This window comes from Nostoc sp. DedQUE02 (assembly GCF_034531035.1).
In the GTDB taxonomy this organism is placed as follows: Bacteria; Cyanobacteriota; Cyanobacteriia; order Cyanobacteriales; family Nostocaceae; genus Nostoc.
In genome coordinates this window covers 38107-56622 of sequence record NZ_JAVRBY020000023.1, presented here as the reverse complement: position 1 = coordinate 56622, position 18516 = coordinate 38107, and the positions used below count along the sequence as shown (strand labels likewise).

At 40.2% G+C, this 18516-nt stretch carries 14 protein-coding genes and 2 pseudogenes; 9 read left to right on the top strand and 7 right to left on the bottom strand.

The genetic code is table 11. The features are described from left to right. Nucleotides 1-2: 2 nt before the first annotated feature. The 4 genes and pseudogenes from RMX98_RS18500 to RMX98_RS18485 all read right to left on the bottom strand — a co-directional run bounded on the left by RMX98_RS18500 (nt 3) and on the right by RMX98_RS18485 (nt 4381). Entirely contained in the window at nt 3-602 is a 600-nt protein-coding gene (locus RMX98_RS18500) for a sensor histidine kinase (RefSeq protein WP_409881609.1), read from the bottom strand. A gap of 69 nt (nt 603-671) precedes the next feature. Beyond that, nucleotides 672-1016: pseudogene (locus RMX98_RS18495) on the bottom strand (PAS domain S-box protein); the annotation flags it as partial. 129 nt (nt 1017-1145) lie between these two features. Further along, a pseudogene (locus tag RMX98_RS18490) lies at nt 1146-1979 on the bottom strand (PAS domain-containing protein); the annotation flags it as partial. Nucleotides 1980-2383: 404 nt separating this feature from the next. Continuing rightward, on the bottom strand, nt 2384-4381 hold the full coding sequence (locus tag RMX98_RS18485) for a protein phosphatase 2C domain-containing protein (protein ID WP_322677083.1): 1998 nt from the start codon (nt 4379-4381) through the stop codon (nt 2384-2386). A gap of 522 nt (nt 4382-4903) precedes the next feature. Between RMX98_RS18485 and RMX98_RS18480 the strand changes: the two genes are divergently transcribed. Together RMX98_RS18480 and RMX98_RS18475 are read left to right on the top strand one after the other, a co-directional pair. Further along, nucleotides 4904-5338, top strand: coding sequence for an NfeD family protein (locus RMX98_RS18480; protein WP_322677082.1), 435 nt, complete (start codon nt 4904-4906; stop codon nt 5336-5338). Nucleotides 5339-5532: 194 nt separating this feature from the next. Further along, a complete protein-coding gene (locus RMX98_RS18475; protein WP_322677081.1) occupies nt 5533-6540 on the top strand; it encodes an SPFH domain-containing protein in 1008 nt (335 codons plus the stop codon). Between the two features lie 219 nt (nt 6541-6759). Here RMX98_RS18475 and RMX98_RS18470 read toward each other — a convergent pair whose 3' ends face one another. The 3 genes from RMX98_RS18470 to RMX98_RS18460 are packed head-to-tail and all read right to left on the bottom strand — an operon-like array spanning nt 6760 to nt 11880. Beyond that, entirely contained in the window at nt 6760-8187 is a 1428-nt protein-coding gene (locus RMX98_RS18470) for a response regulator (RefSeq protein ID WP_322677080.1), read from the bottom strand. Continuing rightward, entirely contained in the window at nt 8184-10907 is a 2724-nt protein-coding gene (locus RMX98_RS18465) for a response regulator (RefSeq protein WP_322677079.1), read from the bottom strand. Before RMX98_RS18465 ends, RMX98_RS18470 begins: the two co-directional genes overlap by 4 nt. A 13-nt stretch (nt 10908-10920) precedes the next feature. Beyond that, nucleotides 10921-11880, bottom strand: coding sequence for a phosphate/phosphite/phosphonate ABC transporter substrate-binding protein (locus RMX98_RS18460; protein WP_322677078.1), 960 nt, complete (start codon nt 11878-11880; stop codon nt 10921-10923). 500 nt (nt 11881-12380) lie between these two features. Between RMX98_RS18460 and RMX98_RS18455 the strand changes: the two genes are divergently transcribed. The 7 genes from RMX98_RS18455 to RMX98_RS18425 all read left to right on the top strand — a co-directional run bounded on the left by RMX98_RS18455 (nt 12381) and on the right by RMX98_RS18425 (nt 18436). After that, nucleotides 12381-13007: a class I SAM-dependent methyltransferase gene (locus RMX98_RS18455; RefSeq protein ID WP_322677077.1), complete on the top strand. Its 627-nt coding sequence runs from the start codon at nt 12381-12383 to the stop codon at nt 13005-13007. Nucleotides 13008-13072: 65 nt separating this feature from the next. Beyond that, nucleotides 13073-13846: a phosphonate ABC transporter ATP-binding protein gene (gene phnC / locus RMX98_RS18450; protein ID WP_322677076.1), complete on the top strand. Its 774-nt coding sequence runs from the start codon at nt 13073-13075 to the stop codon at nt 13844-13846. Between the two features lie 47 nt (nt 13847-13893). After that, nucleotides 13894-14829: a phosphate/phosphite/phosphonate ABC transporter substrate-binding protein gene (gene phnD, locus RMX98_RS18445; RefSeq protein WP_322677075.1), complete on the top strand. Its 936-nt coding sequence runs from the start codon at nt 13894-13896 to the stop codon at nt 14827-14829. Nucleotides 14830-15091: 262 nt separating this feature from the next. Further along, nucleotides 15092-15832, top strand: a complete 741-nt coding sequence (phnE, locus tag RMX98_RS18440) for a phosphonate ABC transporter, permease protein PhnE (protein WP_409881353.1) — start codon at nt 15092-15094, stop codon at nt 15830-15832. A gap of 110 nt (nt 15833-15942) precedes the next feature. Then, nucleotides 15943-16935 (top strand): phosphonate dehydrogenase, encoded by a 993-nt coding sequence (locus RMX98_RS18435; RefSeq protein ID WP_322677073.1) that lies wholly within the window; start codon nt 15943-15945, stop codon nt 16933-16935. 231 nt (nt 16936-17166) lie between these two features. Beyond that, complete coding sequence (locus RMX98_RS18430) at nt 17167-17718, top strand: methylated-DNA--[protein]-cysteine S-methyltransferase (protein WP_322677072.1); 552 nt, start codon at nt 17167-17169, stop codon at nt 17716-17718. 61 nt (nt 17719-17779) lie between these two features. Continuing rightward, nucleotides 17780-18436 carry a DNA-3-methyladenine glycosylase 2 family protein gene (locus RMX98_RS18425; protein WP_322677071.1) on the top strand — a complete coding sequence of 219 codons (657 nt, stop codon included), beginning with the start codon at nt 17780-17782 and terminating at the stop codon, nt 18434-18436. The last annotated feature ends 80 nt before the right edge of the window (nt 18437-18516 follow it).

Below are 18516 nucleotides of genomic sequence, written 5' to 3'. Positions count from 1 at the left end.
TTTTATATTAATGTAAATGTCAACTTACATTCAACTCCTCTAGCACCTTGGATACTGATATTTCCTAAAATTTGATTGGTTAAAGCATCAACTAGCTGCCAGCCTAAAGAAGCTAATTTTTTGAAATTAAAATTTGATGGTAAACCAATTCCATCATCACTAACTAAGAGTGTAACCTGATTGTCATTATTTTTTGTCATTTCGATGGCAATCGTACCATTCTTACCTGTAGGAAATGCATATTTCAATGAATTAGATACAAGTTCATGGATAATTAAGCTACAAGGAATTGCTGTATCCAGGCCTAAGAATATGCGATCGTCGATATTTGTTTTCAGAGCGATCGCATCTTCATTGACTTCATAAGCAGCAAATAAACTTGCTACCAAATCTCGAATATATTCACCAAAATTAATCTTTGCCAAGTCTTGAGATTGATACAATTTTTCGTGAACTAGAGCCATTGATGCAATCCGTTGCTGGCTTTGTTGGAATATTACCAAATCGTATTTATCTTTGATATAGGCAGATTGCAAGTTTAGCAAACTGGAAATAACTTGTAAATTATTTTTGACCCGATGGTAAATTTCTTTTAACAACACCTCTTTTTCTAACAGTGACGCTTGAATTTGCTCCTCCCACTGCTTGCGTTCGTGTAGAGCAGCTTGCTGTTCGCTAATATCTTCGATTACAGAAATAAAATACTTTGGCTCTCCAGAAAGTTTACGCACTAAAGACACAGTAACATTAACCCAAATGATGGAACTATCTTTGCGGAAATAGCGCTTTTTCACCGAATAAGTTTGAATATTATCTGTTAAAATCTGGCCAACATATTTTAGGTCAGCGTTCAGATCATCTGGGTGAGTAATATCTTGAAAAGTTAGCAAATTTAGTTCTTCGGGTGTGTAACCGAGAATATTACAAAGCCTCTGATTAACTAATAACCAGCTTCCATCTATTGCTACATGGGCAATGCCAACAGCAGCTTGATGGAATGTAGCACGGAATCGCTGTTCGCTCTCCCGCAATGCTTGTTCTATTCGCTGGCGCTCAGTAATTTCTGCCTGTAGTGATTGATTAATTATTGTTAACTCTGCTGTTCGTTCCTCAACCTTGCTTTCTAGTTGGTTAAGTAGGCTACTTAGTGTCTCCTCTGCTTGTTTACGCTCAGTGATATCTTTTTGTGTACCTGTCATCCGCACTACTTTACCATCTTCATCCCATAATGCTTGACCTCGATCCAAAATCCATTTGTAAGTGCCATCTTTGCATAAAATTCGATACTCAGTAATATAAAATGGTTTTTTCTGAGCAAAATGATCTTGAACTGCTTGTGTTACCCAGTCACGATCATCTGGATGCACTCGTGTTGTCCATTCATCTAAATGATTAGCAATTTCGCAATCTTCGTAACCAAGCATTTCCTTCCAGCGAGGCGAGAAGAAAACTTCATTGGTTTTAACATTCCAGTCCCAAATTCCATCATTATTGCCGCGCAAAGCTAATTGCCAGCGTTGTTCACTTTCCCTCAATACCTCTTCAGTTCGTATACGTTCAGCAATTTCCTTTGCTAGTTGGGAGTTTGCAGCCTCTAGTTGGGCAGGACTCGGTAGAGCTAGTAACTGTGGTAGTAATGGCACAAGTTGTATGGCTGTTAATACGGAGACAAAAGCGGTGATAGCTTTGATTAACCCTGACAGCCAATAAGTAGGATGCCAAAGCGTCCATACATCCATTAAATGGGTTGTACCACAAGCAACGATGAATGTGCCAAACATTAGGAATATCCAGATGAAAGGTATATCTTGCCGTTTACGGACAAAATAAACCAACATCACTGGAATTGAATAATAAGCAAGTCCAGTTAGCACATCTGAAACCAGATGTAACCACACTAATTCTGGTTTCCAAAGGTAGCAATGTCCGTGAGGAATAAACTCGCTAGTAGAGAAAAAATTATTTAAAAATTCCATCATCAAAACCTATACATTACAAAAGTCTTTACCAGCAGGCTAGGATCGAGTAACAGCAAGGGCTTTTACATCTTGCATCTGTCATATTTTCTGATTTTTTTAACCTGATATATAAGATTTATTAAATTTAAAGTACCGCGATCGCTTTGCTCATTGTTACCGTATATTCTCTGAAATGAGCTATTTACATATATAAAAACTTTTAAAAAATCACAGTAATATTTCGCTGATATAACGTAATCCTCATCTAATGAAATACGTATATTTTCTATCTAATACAATCAAAGTCAGTACTCAAATCAATGTCAGTACTTTCGGCTCAAGCTTTCCAGAAAATAGAGGTGAATCAAAGTCGACGTTGCTGATTGCGGTATAAATTAACTAACCTATTTCCCAATCTCCATTCCTTACTTTGCAGGCGGACACACTTGCTGCACTTTTTGGGGGAGTTGTCGGCACATTTGCTGGAATCCTTGAGGATTAATTTGCCACCAAGCGAATAATCCTAGACTTGTACCCACCACAAGCAACGCCAATACTCCCCCCAACATGACCAAACCATTACCCCGACTAGGTTTTGTAATTAAAGTTGGTGGAATTTCTGGGGTTATAACTGGTTCCTCTGAAAGATCCAAATCTAGATCCGAATTTAGATCCAAATCTAGATCCAAATCTAGTAGCGATCGCGAACTTTCTGTAAAGGAAATTAATTCCTCTTCTTGTTCCTCTTCTTCCTCTTGTATTTCTGGTTCTATAATCTCTTCTGGCAACGCCGGTGTCACAGGTACTAAATATTCTGGAGAAACACGACAATAAGTAAGAACAACCGACGTATTATCACGCCCATTTTTTTCATTTGCCAAATTAATCAAATTGCGGACAGCATCTTCAACTGTCAATTGCCCTGCCAACACGGGTATTGCATAATCCTGCCAACATTGTTCTACCCAATTATTATCACTTAAACCATCAGAACACAGTAGCAAGATGCCATCTTCTTCCACAATGAATCGCTGAACCTTGATACGCAAAGATTCTGAATCTCTTGTTCCCAATGCTTGAGTTAAAGCACGAGCATCTTGTCTGAAAAGTGCCTTTCGATACAAGCTTTTAACAAAGCGTACTTCCCGCGTTGCCACATCATCATCTACCGTGAGTAACTGGCAATAATTGCGAGTAATCCAATAGGCACGGCTATCGCCAACATTAGCTAAATAAAGTTCATGGGTATTATTTGATTGCCATCCCGTACTTGTCTGCACTCGTTGTGGAACTTGCAGCGCCATGACAATGGTTGTAGCCATACGTTCTCTGCCTTGGCGTTTTTGTTCATTATTGCGGGCACAAATCAGATTATTTACTACCCGTAAGCTTGCTTCTAATTGTTCCTGCAACAACTCAGGTGGTACAAGTACAGTTTGTTCTGTTACCTCCTTGAGTAAAGCGCGAATTTGCAACTTTACAGACTGCACTGCCAACTTACTAGCAACCTCGCCGCCTTCATGGCCACCAATGCCATCGCAAACAATCGACAAATGAGGCAATAAAGGTTCATCTAAATCACTCAAAGTATTGGGGTAGCAAGCGTCTTCATTTTGCGCCATAATTGGGCCAATATCTGTAGAGCCTGCCACCTTCAGAATTAATGGCAATTCCGCCGCAGATGCTAATAGTAAATTATTGAGTTGAATATTAACCGCCTCTAATTCAACCTCAGTTTCACACATCTGCTGGACGATGTTTTGTAACCCTTTAGCTACTGATGCCTTTGCAGACGCTACCCAAAACTGCCAACACTCCCCCAGATTTTGTAAACTCAACTTCTCATCTGCTGGCGTTTGGTAGAGTTCTAACAGCCGCACACACCAACCTTGGACTCTCAAGTTGTCTACTACTAGTAAACTGCGGCTAAGTCCTAATTCTGATAAAGGTGTCCAAAGTTGGAGAATTTGCCACAGCCAATAAACTTGTCGTACCGCCGTGGCTTGTTCCCAGTTCTCAACAATAGTTGGATAAAGATTTCCTGTCTTATCTATTGGCACATTTTCCAACAAGAGGATATCAGTTGTATCTCCCTCAAGGTTACTTGCAAACCCATAAGCTTGGGGTAGATGCAACCGCTCTTGATGTAACCGTAAATAAGGAATTACTTCCGTTGGTAATTCTTCAGGTACATCTGGCGGCAGTCCCGGTTGAGTATCCAGCCAAATCTGCTGCTTAATTACCTCATACCTGTCTGCAACCTTTGTACCTGGTGAGATTTGAGCAGACAATGAGCCAGTCGCCCAAAGATAGCGGTGAACTAAAGGAGTTTGGCAACTAGCACAAACACTATCTCCCATAGGATTAATGGGGCTATTACAGCCTGGATTTATACAATAAATTATCAATTGAGTAGAAATCATAAAATAGGAGTCAGGAGTCAGGAGTCAGGAGTCAGAATTCAGGAGTTACGAGTCAGGAGTCAGAATTCAGGAGTTAGAATACTTTACCCAAAAAAGGATAAAGTTTGAGAATGGTAATATTTAAGACTTATTTTGCCTACAAGCGGCAAGGTTTTAAACCAATATTAGACTTGTCGCTTTATAAAAAATTGGTGTGTGGAACCCTTGCTCTGCCTGGCTTGAAAAATCCAAAAACCTTATTAGGCGACAACTCTATGGATCAAAGGTCTAGAGAATTTATACTGAATACTGACTCCTGAGTTCTGAATTCTTCTTTATACATGAACTTCGATTAATTTTAGCTGGCAATGAATTGAAGCCTAGAATAGACTGGACTGGTGTACCGCTAACTACACCTTGTTACCGAAATTAAGCAAAATTCTTGGTAGAAATACCAAATTTTGTTTTCTGTAAATAACTTACGTCTGGCTGTATCTAATCTTAGAAATGCATTTACGTCAATGTAGAGTTTAGGATGGCGCTATGCCAAGTTTTACCTTAATCTGGCTTCTGGCAGGAGCAGTTCTGTGTTTAATGGAACTGTTCTTACCATCGGCGTTTGTCGCCTTCATGATGGGAATTAGCGCTTTTGTGGTGGCGCTGCTGTCTGGAGTGGGTATGGGAAGTGTATGGTTGCAAATTGTGGTTTGGCTATTGCTTTCTACAGCCCTAATCGTGCTTTCTCGTCGATTTTTGCAACCAAGACAACGCAAATCAAAAATTCGGGATGCAGTCATAGCTGAAACCTTAACAGAAATTCTGCCAGGGAAAACAGGGCGCGTGCGGTATGAGGGAAATTCTTGGCAAGCAAGATGTGACGATGACAAATTTACTGTAGCACCCCATCAAAGAGTTTATGTGGTTAGGAGGGAAGGTACTACTTTGATTGTCGTACCAGAAAATCTGTTGAATTCTTAGTTAATGGACATGGGGCACTTGTACTGAGTTTCGACTACGCGGTAATCGAGCGAAGTCGAGATTCAACTACTGCGTAGCCGTTGGCGCAGCCTCTCGTAGAGAAGTATTGGGCATTAGGCATTAGAAAACTCTACTCTTCCCTATTCCCCATTCCCTATTCCCCATCCTCTTTATTAAAAATTAGGAGATTCATAATGGAACAGTTCTTTTTACTAGTGTTTTTAGCCCTTGGTGGTTCTGCTGTCGCAGGTTCTGTAAAAGTTGTTAATCAGGGCAATCAAGCTTTGGTGGAAAGATTGGGTAGTTATAACAAAAAACTGGAGCCAGGACTAAATTTTGTCGTTCCTTTCCTAGATAGAGTTGTCTACCGAGAAACTATCAAAGAAAAAGTCTTAGATATTCCTCCCCAACAGTGCATCACCCGTGACAACGTTGGTATTGAGGTGGATGCAGTGTTTTACTGGCGGATCGTGGATATGGAAAAAGCCTGGTACAAGGTAGAAAATCTCCAGTCGGCAATGGTAAATATGGTGCTGACTCAAATTCGCGCCGAAATGGGACAACTAGAGTTGGATCAAACTTTTACTGCTCGTTCCCACATCAGTGAACTTTTATTACAGGATTTGGATGTTGCGACCGATCCTTGGGGTGTGAAAGTGACACGGGTAGAACTGCGAGATATTATTCCGTCTCAGGCGGTGCGTGAATCAATGGAATTGCAAATGTCGGCAGAACGACGCAAACGGGCAGCAATTTTAACTTCTGAGGGCGATCGCGAAGCTGCTGTTAATAGTGCCAGAGGTAAAGCTGAGGCGCAAATATTGGATGCGGAAGCTCGTCAAAAATCGGTAATTTTACAAGCGGAAGCTGAACAAAAGGCGATCGTTCTCAAAGCTCAAGCAGAACGTCAGCAACAAGTTTTGAAAGCGCAGGCGATCGCAGAATCAGCTGAAGTTATTGCTCAAAAGCTCCAGACGAATCCCAATGCTAATAAAGCAGTGGAAGTTCTGTTTGCCTTGGGCTATTTGGATATGGGCGCGACAATTGGTAGAAGCGATAGCAGCAAAGTCTTATTTATCGATCCGCGCACTATCCCTGCTGCTTTTGAGGGTATGCGCTCTGTGATCTCAAATGGTCAGGTTGATTCTAACGAGTTGTTTTCCAAGCAAATCCCAGGATTAGAAAATAATCGCCCTAGTTAGAAGTGGGGAGTAGGGAGCAGGGGAGGCAGGGGGAGAGAAAAATGTTTAACTGAAACATGTTGAGCTTTAACCGACTCGATTACTGCCCCACTCTGATCATCATCAGTTGCTTCTGCATCTACAATTGTGTACCCATCAGCCACTAACCCTCCAAGTACAGATTCGCGATCGCGCCGTATTTCGACGTTGATTAGACTGTTTTGTAACTGCGTAGTAAGATTATCCTTTTTGACTTAGTACAGGAATTTCAATACAAAATTCTGTGCCTTTCCCCGGCTCAGAGACAAAAGAGAGAGTCCCACCATGTTTTTCCTCAATAATTTGTCGACTTATAGATAAACCCAACCCTGTACCTTTTCCTACAGGTTTGGTAGTAAACATTGGTTCAGATAACCGTTGTTTGACTTCTTCTGTCATGCCGATACCATTATCGGCAATTTTAATTACTACAACTGAGCCTTGTTTATGCAGAGCCGTGCGAATCGTGATTTTTCCGTTGTCTTCTACCGATAACAAATGAACGCCACTTGCTGCAATTTTGGAAAAGTTTGCGTTAGTCACAAATGATTCCTCTATAGCATCTATTGCATTAGCAAGCAGATTCATAAAAACTTGATTCAGTGGGCCTGGAAAACATTCTACAGGTGGCAAACTTCCATAATCTTTAATAATCTGAATTTCAAAACGTTCTGAGTTCGCTTTTAAGCGATATTGTAAAATCAATAGCGTGCTATCAATACCTTCATGAATATCTATCGGTTGTACTACTGAATCATCCCGACGTGAAAAATGCCTAAGCGAATGAATCATCTGTGCTAGACGTTTTGTTCCTTTGTACATAGACGACATAATTTGCAGAGAATCTTGCATTAAGAAATCAATATCAATCTCATCTATTTTTTGCTGAATTTCTCCTTCAGGATTGGGATAATATTGTTGATAAAGTTTAAACAAATCAATAAAATTTTGGGTGTATTCTGAGGCGTGATTAAGATTTCCTAAAATGAAATTGACTGGATTGTTAATTTCATGAGCAATTCCAGCAACCAATTCACCAAGGGTTGACATCTTTTCTTGTTGTACCAGACAAACCTGAGCTTGCTGAAAATTATGAAGTGCTTGAGATAGTTGAAAAGTACGTTCTTCTACCCTTTGCTCTAACTCCTGAGTCAGCTTTTGTAACTTGGTTTCGACTGCAAGACGGTCGGCTATTTCTTGTTGAAGTTGCTGATTATCAATTTGGAGTTGCTTAGTTAAATTACGGATTTGTAAATGTGTCTTGATACGAGCCAGTACTTCTTCATGCTCAAACGGTTTAGTAATGTAATCTACTGCTCCCAAACTCAAACCCTTTACTTTATCGACAGTTTCAGAGAGAGCTGTCATAAAAATTATCGGGATATCACAGGTTACAGGATTTAACTTTAAACGCTGGCAGGCTGTAAATCCGTCAATTCCAGGCATCATTACATCTAAAAGTATGATATCAGGACAAGCGTATTCAGCTTGAGCGATCGCTCCTTCACCATTGACAGCAATCAATATCTCCCAACCTGTATCCATTAATGCTTCAGATAGTACTTCCAAATTATTGGGATTATCATCTACAATCAAAATTACCCCTGTCTCCAGAACAGGTATATTCATTGTTGTTCTCCTCGATATGGTTGGATAAATTCCCTAATTTTTTCAATTTGAAAGCTTTTAGCAAGTTGCTCTAATTGTTCGGTAAATGGTATAAACTTTTCATCCAAAAGTTTTAATTTTTGAGCTTGCTCTCGAATACCTTTGATATTACCTCTCATCGCCAACTCAAATAGTTTCTCAATTTCTTCAGGTGATGGAGAAATGAAGCAAGTGTTTGATACCAAATCAACAGAAATAACTTTTAGATTTTGGTTTTCCTTGACTCCTTCTTGACTCTGGGTAACATCATAAATCCATTCAAATTGTAAATGTTTCTGTAACTTCTGAAACAATTCATCTGCTTGCACAGGTTTAGGCAGAAAATCGTTGCCACCTACCTCTAAACTCTCATGCTGATCAGATTCAAATACACTGGCAGATGAAACAATTATTGGTAAATTCTCAAATGGCAACACACGCAACTGACGGATCATTTCTAAGCCATTCATGACTGGCATCGACAAGTCAGTGATAATTAAATCAGGTTTTAACTCGACTGCTTTATCTAAGCCGTCTTGACCATTAGTTGCCTCCGTTATTTCAAAGCCAATATCACCTAATAAATTGACAAGAATAGAACGATTTTCCCAGTTGTCATCTACAATCAAAACTTTCCGCTTATTGCCAGTAATCCCAATAATTCTGCTTTCAGTAGTTACAACAGAACTATTTTTATGGATAGTATTGAGTGTCCCTTTTACAGATTTTTCTGGTACAGTTTCATAAACCCATTCAATTTGTAAATATTTTTCTAACTTCTGAAGTAAATCATCAGCGTGTACAGGTTTAGGTAGAAAATCATCTGCACCAACTCCTAAACTTTTGTGTTGGTCAGATTCAAACACGCTAGCAGATGAAACTATGATGGTCAAATCCTGAAACTCCTCTTGCTGACGGAGGCGACGTGTTAATTCAAAGCCATCCATTACGGGCATTGTTAGGTCTGTAATGATTAAGTCCGGCAGAAATTGCATAGCTTTATCTAAGCCTTCTTGACCGTCACTTGCCTCTATAATTTCAAATCCAATTTCATCTAGTAGATTCATCACAACAGAACGGTTTTCCCACTTATCATCTACAATTAGGATTCTCTTCTTACCAGTGGCGATGCCGATAATTTTGCCAGCAGATATGACTCTAGCTGATTGCATCCAATCCACTGATTCTTGCAAATCCAAGTCAATCCAAAAAGTGCTACCCTGACCTATTTCACTTTTTACTTGGATTGTACTATCCATTAATTGCACAATTCGCTGACTAATTGCTAAACCTAATCCAGTACCTTCTGATTGCTTTTTAACCTCTCCGACTTGCTCAAATGGTAAGAATATTTTCTCTACCTGTTCTTGACTCATGCCAATTCCTGTATCGATGATTTGAAATCGAATTCTATGAATTGGTTTTTGGTTACTTTCATTTACTAAGAATTTGTTTACAAAGCTAATAGTAAATCTCACTCCTCCTTTTTCGGTAAATTTAATAGCATTACCTAGTAGATTAATTAACACTTGTCGCAATCGTTTTTCATCTGCCCAAATGCCAATAGGTAGTTCTGAAGTTGGTTGATAAATGAATGAAATGCCTTTTTGGTCAGCCCGAATACGACAAATTTCTACTACACTCTGGAGAAACGCCGGAAAATGAAAGTCACTTTTGTAAAGTTCCATTCTTTGGGCTTCTATTTTGGATAAATCTAGAATGTCGTTAATTAGTGTTAATAGGTGTGAACCACATTGGTGAATAATTCTTAAGCCGTCTTGCTGTTTATCAGTTAAAGTTTTATCTCGTTGGAGAATTTGAGCATAACCTAGAATACCGTTAAGAGGAGTTCGCAACTCATGGCTCATGTTAGCTAAGAACTCACTTTTGGCTCGATTTGCCGTATCGGCAAGTTCTTTTTTTAACTCTAGGGAGCGATAGGACTCAGCTAGAGTTCCTGCCATTCGGTTAAAAGCTTCTGCGAGTTCTTGAATTTCGTCTTCGGTTTGAATATTCAGGCGGTATTCTAGATTTCCATCTCCAATTTTTGCTGCTCCCTGTTGTAGCTTTTGAATCGAGCGAATTACTGGTAAGAGGATTAGCAATAACTGACCGACAAAAACTAGAAGAATAGACAAAAGCAGAATTTGTCTAGCAAGTTGAGTAGTCTGTTTAAAGTTATTAAACTCTTGCTTGGCGAAGCTATCCTGTTGCTGAAGCTTTTGAGTTAATAACTTTAAGTAAAGTTCAATATCGCGAGAAAAAGCGTTGATTACTCGAAAATCCTGTTGGGATTCAGCTAATTCTAAGGGCTTATCTGTGTTAGATTGATTAGTTAATTCGATTATTAGATTGGCAAGCAAGCTATGGCGATCGCTGATCTTGACTAACTCTGAATTTAGCTCTGGCTTTAATTTTTTTAACTCAGTCAAATTTTTAGTAAATCCAAATAGAGCTTCCTGATATTTCACCAAATTGGAAGCATCGCGTCTGAGCAAGATCATATCCTTAAGCGCGGCTACTTCGTTATTTAAAGAGACGTTTATTTGCAGAATAGTCGTCAAAGCCTGAGTATTTTTTGCCTGGGTATCCTGTGCTTTTTGTTCTGCTTGCCTGATAAAAAGGTCGCCTCCAATTTGGGTAGAGGCAACCAATCCCAGAACGATCGCAGACGATCCAATACATTTGGTCGTTATCCGCATATCTTGGTTAGCCTCATTTGCTGGAAACTCGTTTTTGCAACTCTCTAACGATGTCGTAATCTCCGTCTTGCACCAAAGTGTAGCCAACTCCAATACCGCCTGTAGGGTCTACAAGACCTGATGGCGCGTCAATCAATGCCTTTTTCAAGTTATCTTTCAACTCGACGGAGGTTTTACTAGATGCAACAAGAGGCACGCTAGGAAGTGGGACAGATTCCCAGATAATTATGTATTTTTTGGGATCAATCTTTCCTTCTTTGACTTGATCGGTATAAGAACGGCGATCGTCTGCGATCGCATCTACTTCCCCCTTGACTAAAGCTTGTTTTGTTTTATCATGGCTGCCAGCGAAGATTACCGAGCTAAAGTCTCGTTCAGGATTAATACCTATTTCCTGAAAATGAACTGTTGGTACGACATATCCAGATGTCGATAACTTGGTGACAAAAGCAAATCGCTTACCCTTCAAATCCTTAAGGGTTTTGATACCACTTGCCTTGCTGGCAATAATTACAGCTGTGTACCAAGGTCGCTTTGTTTCTTTATTAATCTGAGCAACCAATGGCTCAACCTTGGGATCACGGCGATGAGCTTCGATGTAACTGGTGGGTGCAAGATAGGCAATATCTACCTTTTTTTGGACTAATAAATCAATTGCTGTTTCGTAGTCCTTGGTAATTTCAAATTTAAAGGGTCGTTTTAGTGCCTTAGACAAATAGTCAGCCAAAGGTTGGAGTTTCTTTTCTTGTTCAGCTGAAACCTGCCACGGAATCACCGCCATTGTAATGGCTGCTTGTTCTTCTTTGGTGGTCGTGTTAGCAGGCGACTGAGCAGTGTTTGCTTGAGTTGCAGATGTTTCACGAGTTGGAGTACAGGCCATACCAAATATGGCGATCGCTAATACTGAGGTAAAAAAAGCAGTCTTTCTACCAAGAATATTGGTTACAACTTTACAAAAAAGTTGCTGGTGCATGGTTTTTATCCTTTTGGAGCCTGTTCTCTTCAGAGAGGTTTCACATTTATTAATCCCAAAATGATGTACATTCTCTCAACTTGAAAAGTAAATAGCCATTATGAACTGTATAGAGCAGAACACATGAAAGAGGGATTGGGAATTAGAGACTAGTATTTTTTACTTAGCACTGGCTAAACTTTCCGCTACCGCTTATAGCACTCAGTACCGAAATTAAATTAGCGATCGCTCAGTGTTTTTCACACTACTGGCAAATGGAGAAGCGTTATATGATTCTGTTGGAAAATCATTTTAATTCCTTTTCTCTGAAGACGTTAATTATTCTTGCCATCTCAAAACAAACGTAAAGTCAAGATTACTGAATTTTGGCTTCTGAATTCTTCTTCAGTGAAATTCAAATTGTCTAATAGGAATTACTTCTATTAACCCAATGCAATGTATATTACAATACAATCTTTAAAAAGATAAGCCAACTGGAAATCCTTATTACAGAAACCAGCATGACTGAAACCACAGTTCGCAAACAGTACAACCAATTAGCTGCCGTTTATGATCTACGCTGGAAAAATTATATAGTTAACACACTGTCTTTCCTTAAAACCTGGGTAGAAATATCACCAACAGATACTGTACTTGATATTGCCTGTGGTACTGGTGAGTTTGAACGTTTACTACTAACTGAGTATTCATCGCAACAAATTGTCGGTATAGATATTTCAGAGGAAATGCTGGCGCTCGCTAAACTCAAATGTAGTGCTTATCCTCAAGTATCATTTCAGATGGCAAGTGCATCAAGGTTGCCATTTGACAGCAATAGTTTTGATGTGATTGTGTCTGCTAATTCGTTTCATTACTTTGATGAGCCACTTGCTGCATTAAAAGAAATGAGACGTGTGTTGAAGCCTGATGGTAAAGTCGTTATTTTAGATTGGTGTAAAGATTATTTAATTTGTAAAATATTTGATTTAGTACTTAAAATTTTTGATCCGGCTTATAAGCAGTGTTATACCCAAAAGGAATTTCACCGCTTTCTTAATGATGAAAATTTTGTCGTCTGTCGTGCAACCAAAATTCGTTTTGGTGTTGTGTGGGGATTGATGGTAGCTACAGCAACACTCAAAACTTAAACAAATTTTTACCACAAAACTTTATTATAAAATTTGACATTTTGTCACTAAAATGATTAGTAAATATGATTCAAATCGATGGTCTAAGTATGACTTATAAAGGCGGAGTAATAGGGGTTAAACCTATTTCTCTGAGCTTTATTAAAGGGCAATTTACTGTTATTTTGGGAGCATCTGGTTCTGGTAAATCAACTTTACTGCGTTGTCTTAACTATCTTAATCGCCCTACAACTGGTACTGTGATAGTTGAAGGATTGGGAAATCTACATAATCGTAAAGTGTTGTATGAACATCGTAAGCGCACAGGGATGATTTTTCAGCAGCATCAACTTATTAGTCGGCAAACGGCTCTTGGGAATGTATTAGTGGGTCGTTTAGCTTACCATTCAACACTCCGAAGTTTCTTTCCTTTGCCCAAAGCAGATCAGTATATTGCTTTAGAATGTTTAGATCGGGTTGGACTTTTGCATAAAGCTTTAACACGAGTAGATGCTCTTAGCGGAGGTCAACAGCAACGGGTTGGTATCGCACGCGCCTTAGCACAAAAACCACAATTGATTTTGGCAGATGAGCCTGTTGCTAGTCTCGATCCGACTAGCGCTCACAAAGTCCTCTCATTTCTGCGTCAAACTTGTCAAGAAGATGGAATTTCCGCAATTCTCAGTCTGCACCAGATTGATCTCGCAAGAATTTACGCAGATCGAATTATTGGGTTATCTCAGGGAAGGGTTGTCTTAGATGGTAAACCAGCAGATATCAGTGGCTACGAATTAAAGCAACTTTATAGTGACAAAGATAGTCCTCACGATCAAGGCTTTCAGGAAACAATTAATTCTTAATAGCTAAATTTCCTGTACTGTTTTTATATTAATTTAGGATAACCTCAATGACTGTTTTACTAAATAAGCGATCGCTTGTCTCAATGACACTTATCATGGCTACCTTAATCGGTTGTCAAAGTCCTAGCAACCAATCTGCAAATAAGCAATCAGGTTCTGGCAATAGTCCAGCAGTCACATCAGAGTCGGCTGACCCTCAAACCTTGAAAGTAGCTTTATTGCCTGATGAATCCCCTTCCACTGTAATTAAAAACAATGAAGGATTTAAAAAGTATCTTGAGACAAAGCTACAAAAACATATTGAACTTGTCGTTACAACTGATTACTCCTCAATGATTGAGGCAGCAAGCAACAAGCGTGTTGATTTAGCTTATTTTGGGCCACTGTCTTACGTTTTGGCGAAAACAAAGAGTGATATTGAGCCATTTGCAGCTTTAAAGAAAAACGGTAAAACTACTTATCAATCTGTAATCATTGCTAACGCAGCTAGCGGTGTCAAGTCACTGGCAGAAGTCAAAGGTAAAACGGTAGCCTTTGGAGACCAAGCGTCTACTTCCAGTCATTTGATTCCTAAATCAATGCTGGCAAATAGCGGATTGCAACCCGGCAAAAAAGACTACCAAGAGGCGTTCACAGGTTCACATGATGCTGTAGCATTGGCAGTTCAAAATGGTAATGCTCAAGTTGGTGGCTTGAGTAAACCCATCTTTGAATCCTTAATTGAACGCAAAGTAATTGATTCTAGTAAAGTCAAGGTGATTGCAGAGTCTAAAGAGTATCCTGAATATCCCTGGACAATGCGTTCTGATTTAGCACCGCCACTAAAAGAAAAAATTCGTACAGCCTTTCTTACATTGAATGATAAAGAGGTTCTTAAACCCTTCAAAGCTGATGGTTTTGGAGCCGCGAAAGATAAAGATTATGATAGCATCAGGGACTTAGCAAAAATTCTTAATCTTGATATCGCCAAGTTGCAAAAGTAATTTATCAGAAGAATTCAGAACTCAGGAATCAGAATTCAGTAGGAATTCTGTTTTTACTTAGTACTTTGCTATAAATAGTTTTCTTGATTAAAACTCTATCCTTTTATGAGTAGAGTATTCTGAATTCTGTATTCTGAATTCTGTATTCTGAATTCTGACTCCTGATATTTTGAATTTGGAGCGAGGCAACGTGACACTTCTTAATCCTCAACGAGCTTTCGATCAGTTACTGAAACAACAACGGCGGCAATGGTATCGAACGATAGTAACCTGGGCGATCGCACTTTTAGCTATAGCTATATGTTGCTTTCTGGTCGGACTTTGGGACGAGAAACGCCTTTCGGATGGGATTCCCAGTATCTTAAACTTGCTGCATCAAATGCTGCCTCCAGATTTTAGTGATGCCCGAAACTGGGTCAAACCTTTATTTGATACGCTGGCGATGAGCGTTGCAGGTACAGCGATCGCTATTGTCTTCTCGATGCCTTTATCTTTATTAGCAGCTCGCAATACAACTCCCCATCCCTTGCTATTTCAAGTTTCACGGCTGATTCTCAATGGCTTGCGCTCTGTGCCAGAGCTAATTATGGGTATTATCTTTGTAGCAGCCGTTGGCTTTGGGGCATTACCCGGAACCTTGGCGGTGGGATTTCACTCCATTGGCATGGTCGGCAAATTCTTCGCAGAATATATCGAACTGGTCAACGAAGCACCGCTAGAAGCAGCAAGAGCTGCTGGAGCCAACAAGGTGCAAGTAATCTATCACGGAATTTTGCCGCAGGTCTTACCACAAATGATGGATCTGACCCTTTATCGATGGGAATATAACTTTCGTGCCTCCACAGTTATGGGAGCAGTCGGGGCTGGTGGCATTGGGTTTGAGCTAATTGGCGCACTTCGCCTGATCAATTATCGGGAAGTTTCAGCAGTGCTGCTAGTAATTTTGCTTATGGTAATTCTGGTTGATGGTTTTAGTAGTTATCTTAGAAAACGTTTAGTTTAGTACAGCACGGCATAAATAAACCACCCATTCCCAATCAACAAAACGCTTATGTTGTATTCATTTTTAATTTTTAATTTTTAATTCCGCCTTGCGGTACTAGGAGGTTGCTGATGAAACCCAAAGTTGTAATTACCCACTGGGTTCACCCAGAAATTATTACAAACTTAAGTCAATATTGTGAGGTAGTTGCAAATCCGACTAGAGAGACTTTACCGCGTGAAGAAATTCTCAAGTTGGCACAGGACGCTGAAGCTTTGATGGTTTTTATGCCAGATCGAATCGATGAGGCGTTTCTGAAAGCTTGTCCAAAATTAAAGATTATCGCCGGAGCATTGAAAGGTTACGATAATTTTGATGTTGATGCCTGCACTCGTCAAGGTGTTTGGTTCACCATTGTCCCTAGTTTATTGGCTGTGCCAACAGCTGAATTGACCATTGGATTGATTATCGGGTTAGCGCGTCAGATGTTGGCAGGCGATCGCTTGATTCGTCAAGGCACGTTTGCAGGTTGGCGGCCGCATCTATACGGCATGGGATTAGCAAACCGAACACTAGGAATTGTTGGTATGGGCAGTCTAGGGCAAGCCCTGGCTCAACGACTTTCCAGTTTTGAAATGAACTTGATTTACACCGATGCAATACCTTTACCTAAGGAAAAAGCAGCAACTTGGTGCTTGTCACAGGTTTCTCTAGATACGCTATTGGCAAGCAGTGATTTTGTTGTGCTGATGGTTCCTCTGCAACCAGAAACGTTTCATCTGATAAATGAAGCATCTTTAGCACGTATGAAACCAGGGAGTTTCTTAATCAATCCGTGTCGCGGCTCAGTAGTTGATGAACAAGCGGTGAGTGATGCTTTAGCCTCTGGACATTTAGCAGGTTATGCAGCTGATGTCTTTGAACTAGAAGATTGGGCCCGTAGCGATCGCCCGTCGAAAATTCCTCCATCTCTGTTAGAGAAACAAGACCAAACTTTTTTTACTCCCCATTTAGGATCTGCGGTGGATGATTTACGATATGACATCGCTATAGAAGCATCTCAAAATATTTTACAAGCCTTACAAGGTGATTCTCCCCAAGGAGCAATCAATTGTCCAACTTAAAATTAGTCAAAATATCGAAAAAATCATCGCCTTACATATCAGTTAAGCATTTCTTTCTTCTCTTTGCGTCCTTCGCGTCCTTCGCGGTAGCCTGCGGCGAGCCGCTTTGCGTCTACGTTAAAAAAATTGACTTTGACAAAGAGTTTTAATCTTAACCCAAGCGTATTGCCTTATAAAGGGGAGGGAACTAGATTTATTTTTCCCCTTTGTAATATATGTAAGGAGATATAAATGCAATTACAACAGATATCAGTTTTAGAAGGAACTTTCAACATTGTTTATGCGATCGCTCCATGTTCGCTAGGATATTTGCTTGTGGCAACAACAGAGAAGGGTATCTGTGCCGTTAAACTAGGTGATGAAGCAGACAAGCTTGAACATATCTTAAACCAGGAATTTCACCAAGCGCACATCATACGTGACGATCGCACACACAAGGAATGGATACAAGCAATCCTCGACTTCATTGCAGGAGGTGAAACAAATCTTGATTTACCACTTGATGTCCGTGGGACAGCATTTCAGAAACAAGTGTGGGAAGCACTACAAAAAATCCCTTATGGCGAAACCCGCACTTACACTGATATTGCCCGTAATCTTGCCAAACCCCAAGCAGTCCGCGCAGTGGGTAATGCTTGTGGCGCTAATCCGATTGCGCTGATTGTACCATGTCATCGGGTGCTGCGGAGTGATGGCAGTCTTGGTGGTTATCACTGGGGAATTGAGCGCAAACAAAAACTGCTTACACAAGAATCAACCCCAAAGGGTAATTCAAAATTATAATCCCCATAAATCAATTTACTTGCTCTGTATCCTATTCTTTTTAGGTTGAAATTTTTTAAAGATGACAGTGGAAGAAACAGCTGCACAAACACCTGAACTAGAATCGCTGACTGAAGAAAGTCTTACCCGTGGTTTAATGGTGCTTGCCAAACTCGATCGCGATTTGGCTCGGATTTTAGAGACACTGGGACCTCCACCTATATGGTCAAGAGAAGCGGGTTTTGCAACGCTGTTGTGTATAATTCTGGAACAGCAAGTTTCTGTAGCGGCTGCAAGGGCAGTATTTACAAGACTATGTGGGGTTGTTGTAACTCTGACGCCAGAAAATTTTCTGAGATTAGATGATGTTCAATTAAAAGCGATTGGATTCAGTCGGCAAAAGATTTTATACTGTCGTGGGTTAGCGAATGCTATTGCAACTGGTCAGCTTGACCTAACCAAGCTCCAAACAATGGACGAAACTACTATCAGAACTGAGTTAAAGCGCCTCAAAGGCATCGGAGATTGGACAGTTGATATTTATTTGCTCATGGCGCTGCAACGTCCTGATGTCTTTCCTAAAGGCGATTTAGCGATCGCGATCGCTTTCCAAAAACTCAAAAACTTGGCGACGCGTCCAACACCAGCACAACTAGAAGCCATGACACAGCACTGGCGGCCGTGGCGAGCAGTTGCGGCAAGACTTCTATGGCATTATTACCTGAGTAATCCCAAATAATTGCTCCTTTTCCCTTCTCTAACGAGACGCGGCGCGTTGCCGGAAGCCTCTCGCAGAGATAGCATACTTGGTGAACCAGC

What these genes read in the sequence shown, in the direction of transcription:
- RMX98_RS18485 (WP_322677083.1), bottom strand. Translation starts at nt 4,381, where the DNA reads ATGATTTCTACTCAATTGATAATTTATTGTATAAATCCAGGCTGTAAT.
- RMX98_RS18480 (WP_322677082.1), top strand. Translation starts at nt 4,904, where the DNA reads ATGCCAAGTTTTACCTTAATCTGGCTTCTGGCAGGAGCAGTTCTGTGT.
- RMX98_RS18475 (WP_322677081.1), top strand. Translation starts at nt 5,533, where the DNA reads ATGGAACAGTTCTTTTTACTAGTGTTTTTAGCCCTTGGTGGTTCTGCT.
- RMX98_RS18470 (WP_322677080.1), bottom strand. Translation starts at nt 8,187, where the DNA reads ATGAATATACCTGTTCTGGAGACAGGGGTAATTTTGATTGTAGATGAT.
- RMX98_RS18465 (WP_322677079.1), bottom strand. Translation starts at nt 10,907, where the DNA reads ATGCGGATAACGACCAAATGTATTGGATCGTCTGCGATCGTTCTGGGA.
- RMX98_RS18460 (WP_322677078.1), bottom strand. Translation starts at nt 11,880, where the DNA reads ATGCACCAGCAACTTTTTTGTAAAGTTGTAACCAATATTCTTGGTAGA.
- RMX98_RS18455 (WP_322677077.1), top strand. Translation starts at nt 12,381, where the DNA reads ATGACTGAAACCACAGTTCGCAAACAGTACAACCAATTAGCTGCCGTT.
- phnC (WP_322677076.1), top strand. Translation starts at nt 13,073, where the DNA reads ATGATTCAAATCGATGGTCTAAGTATGACTTATAAAGGCGGAGTAATA.
- phnD (WP_322677075.1), top strand. Translation starts at nt 13,894, where the DNA reads ATGACTGTTTTACTAAATAAGCGATCGCTTGTCTCAATGACACTTATC.
- RMX98_RS18435 (WP_322677073.1), top strand. Translation starts at nt 15,943, where the DNA reads ATGAAACCCAAAGTTGTAATTACCCACTGGGTTCACCCAGAAATTATT.
- RMX98_RS18430 (WP_322677072.1), top strand. Translation starts at nt 17,167, where the DNA reads ATGCAATTACAACAGATATCAGTTTTAGAAGGAACTTTCAACATTGTT.
- RMX98_RS18425 (WP_322677071.1), top strand. Translation starts at nt 17,780, where the DNA reads ATGACAGTGGAAGAAACAGCTGCACAAACACCTGAACTAGAATCGCTG.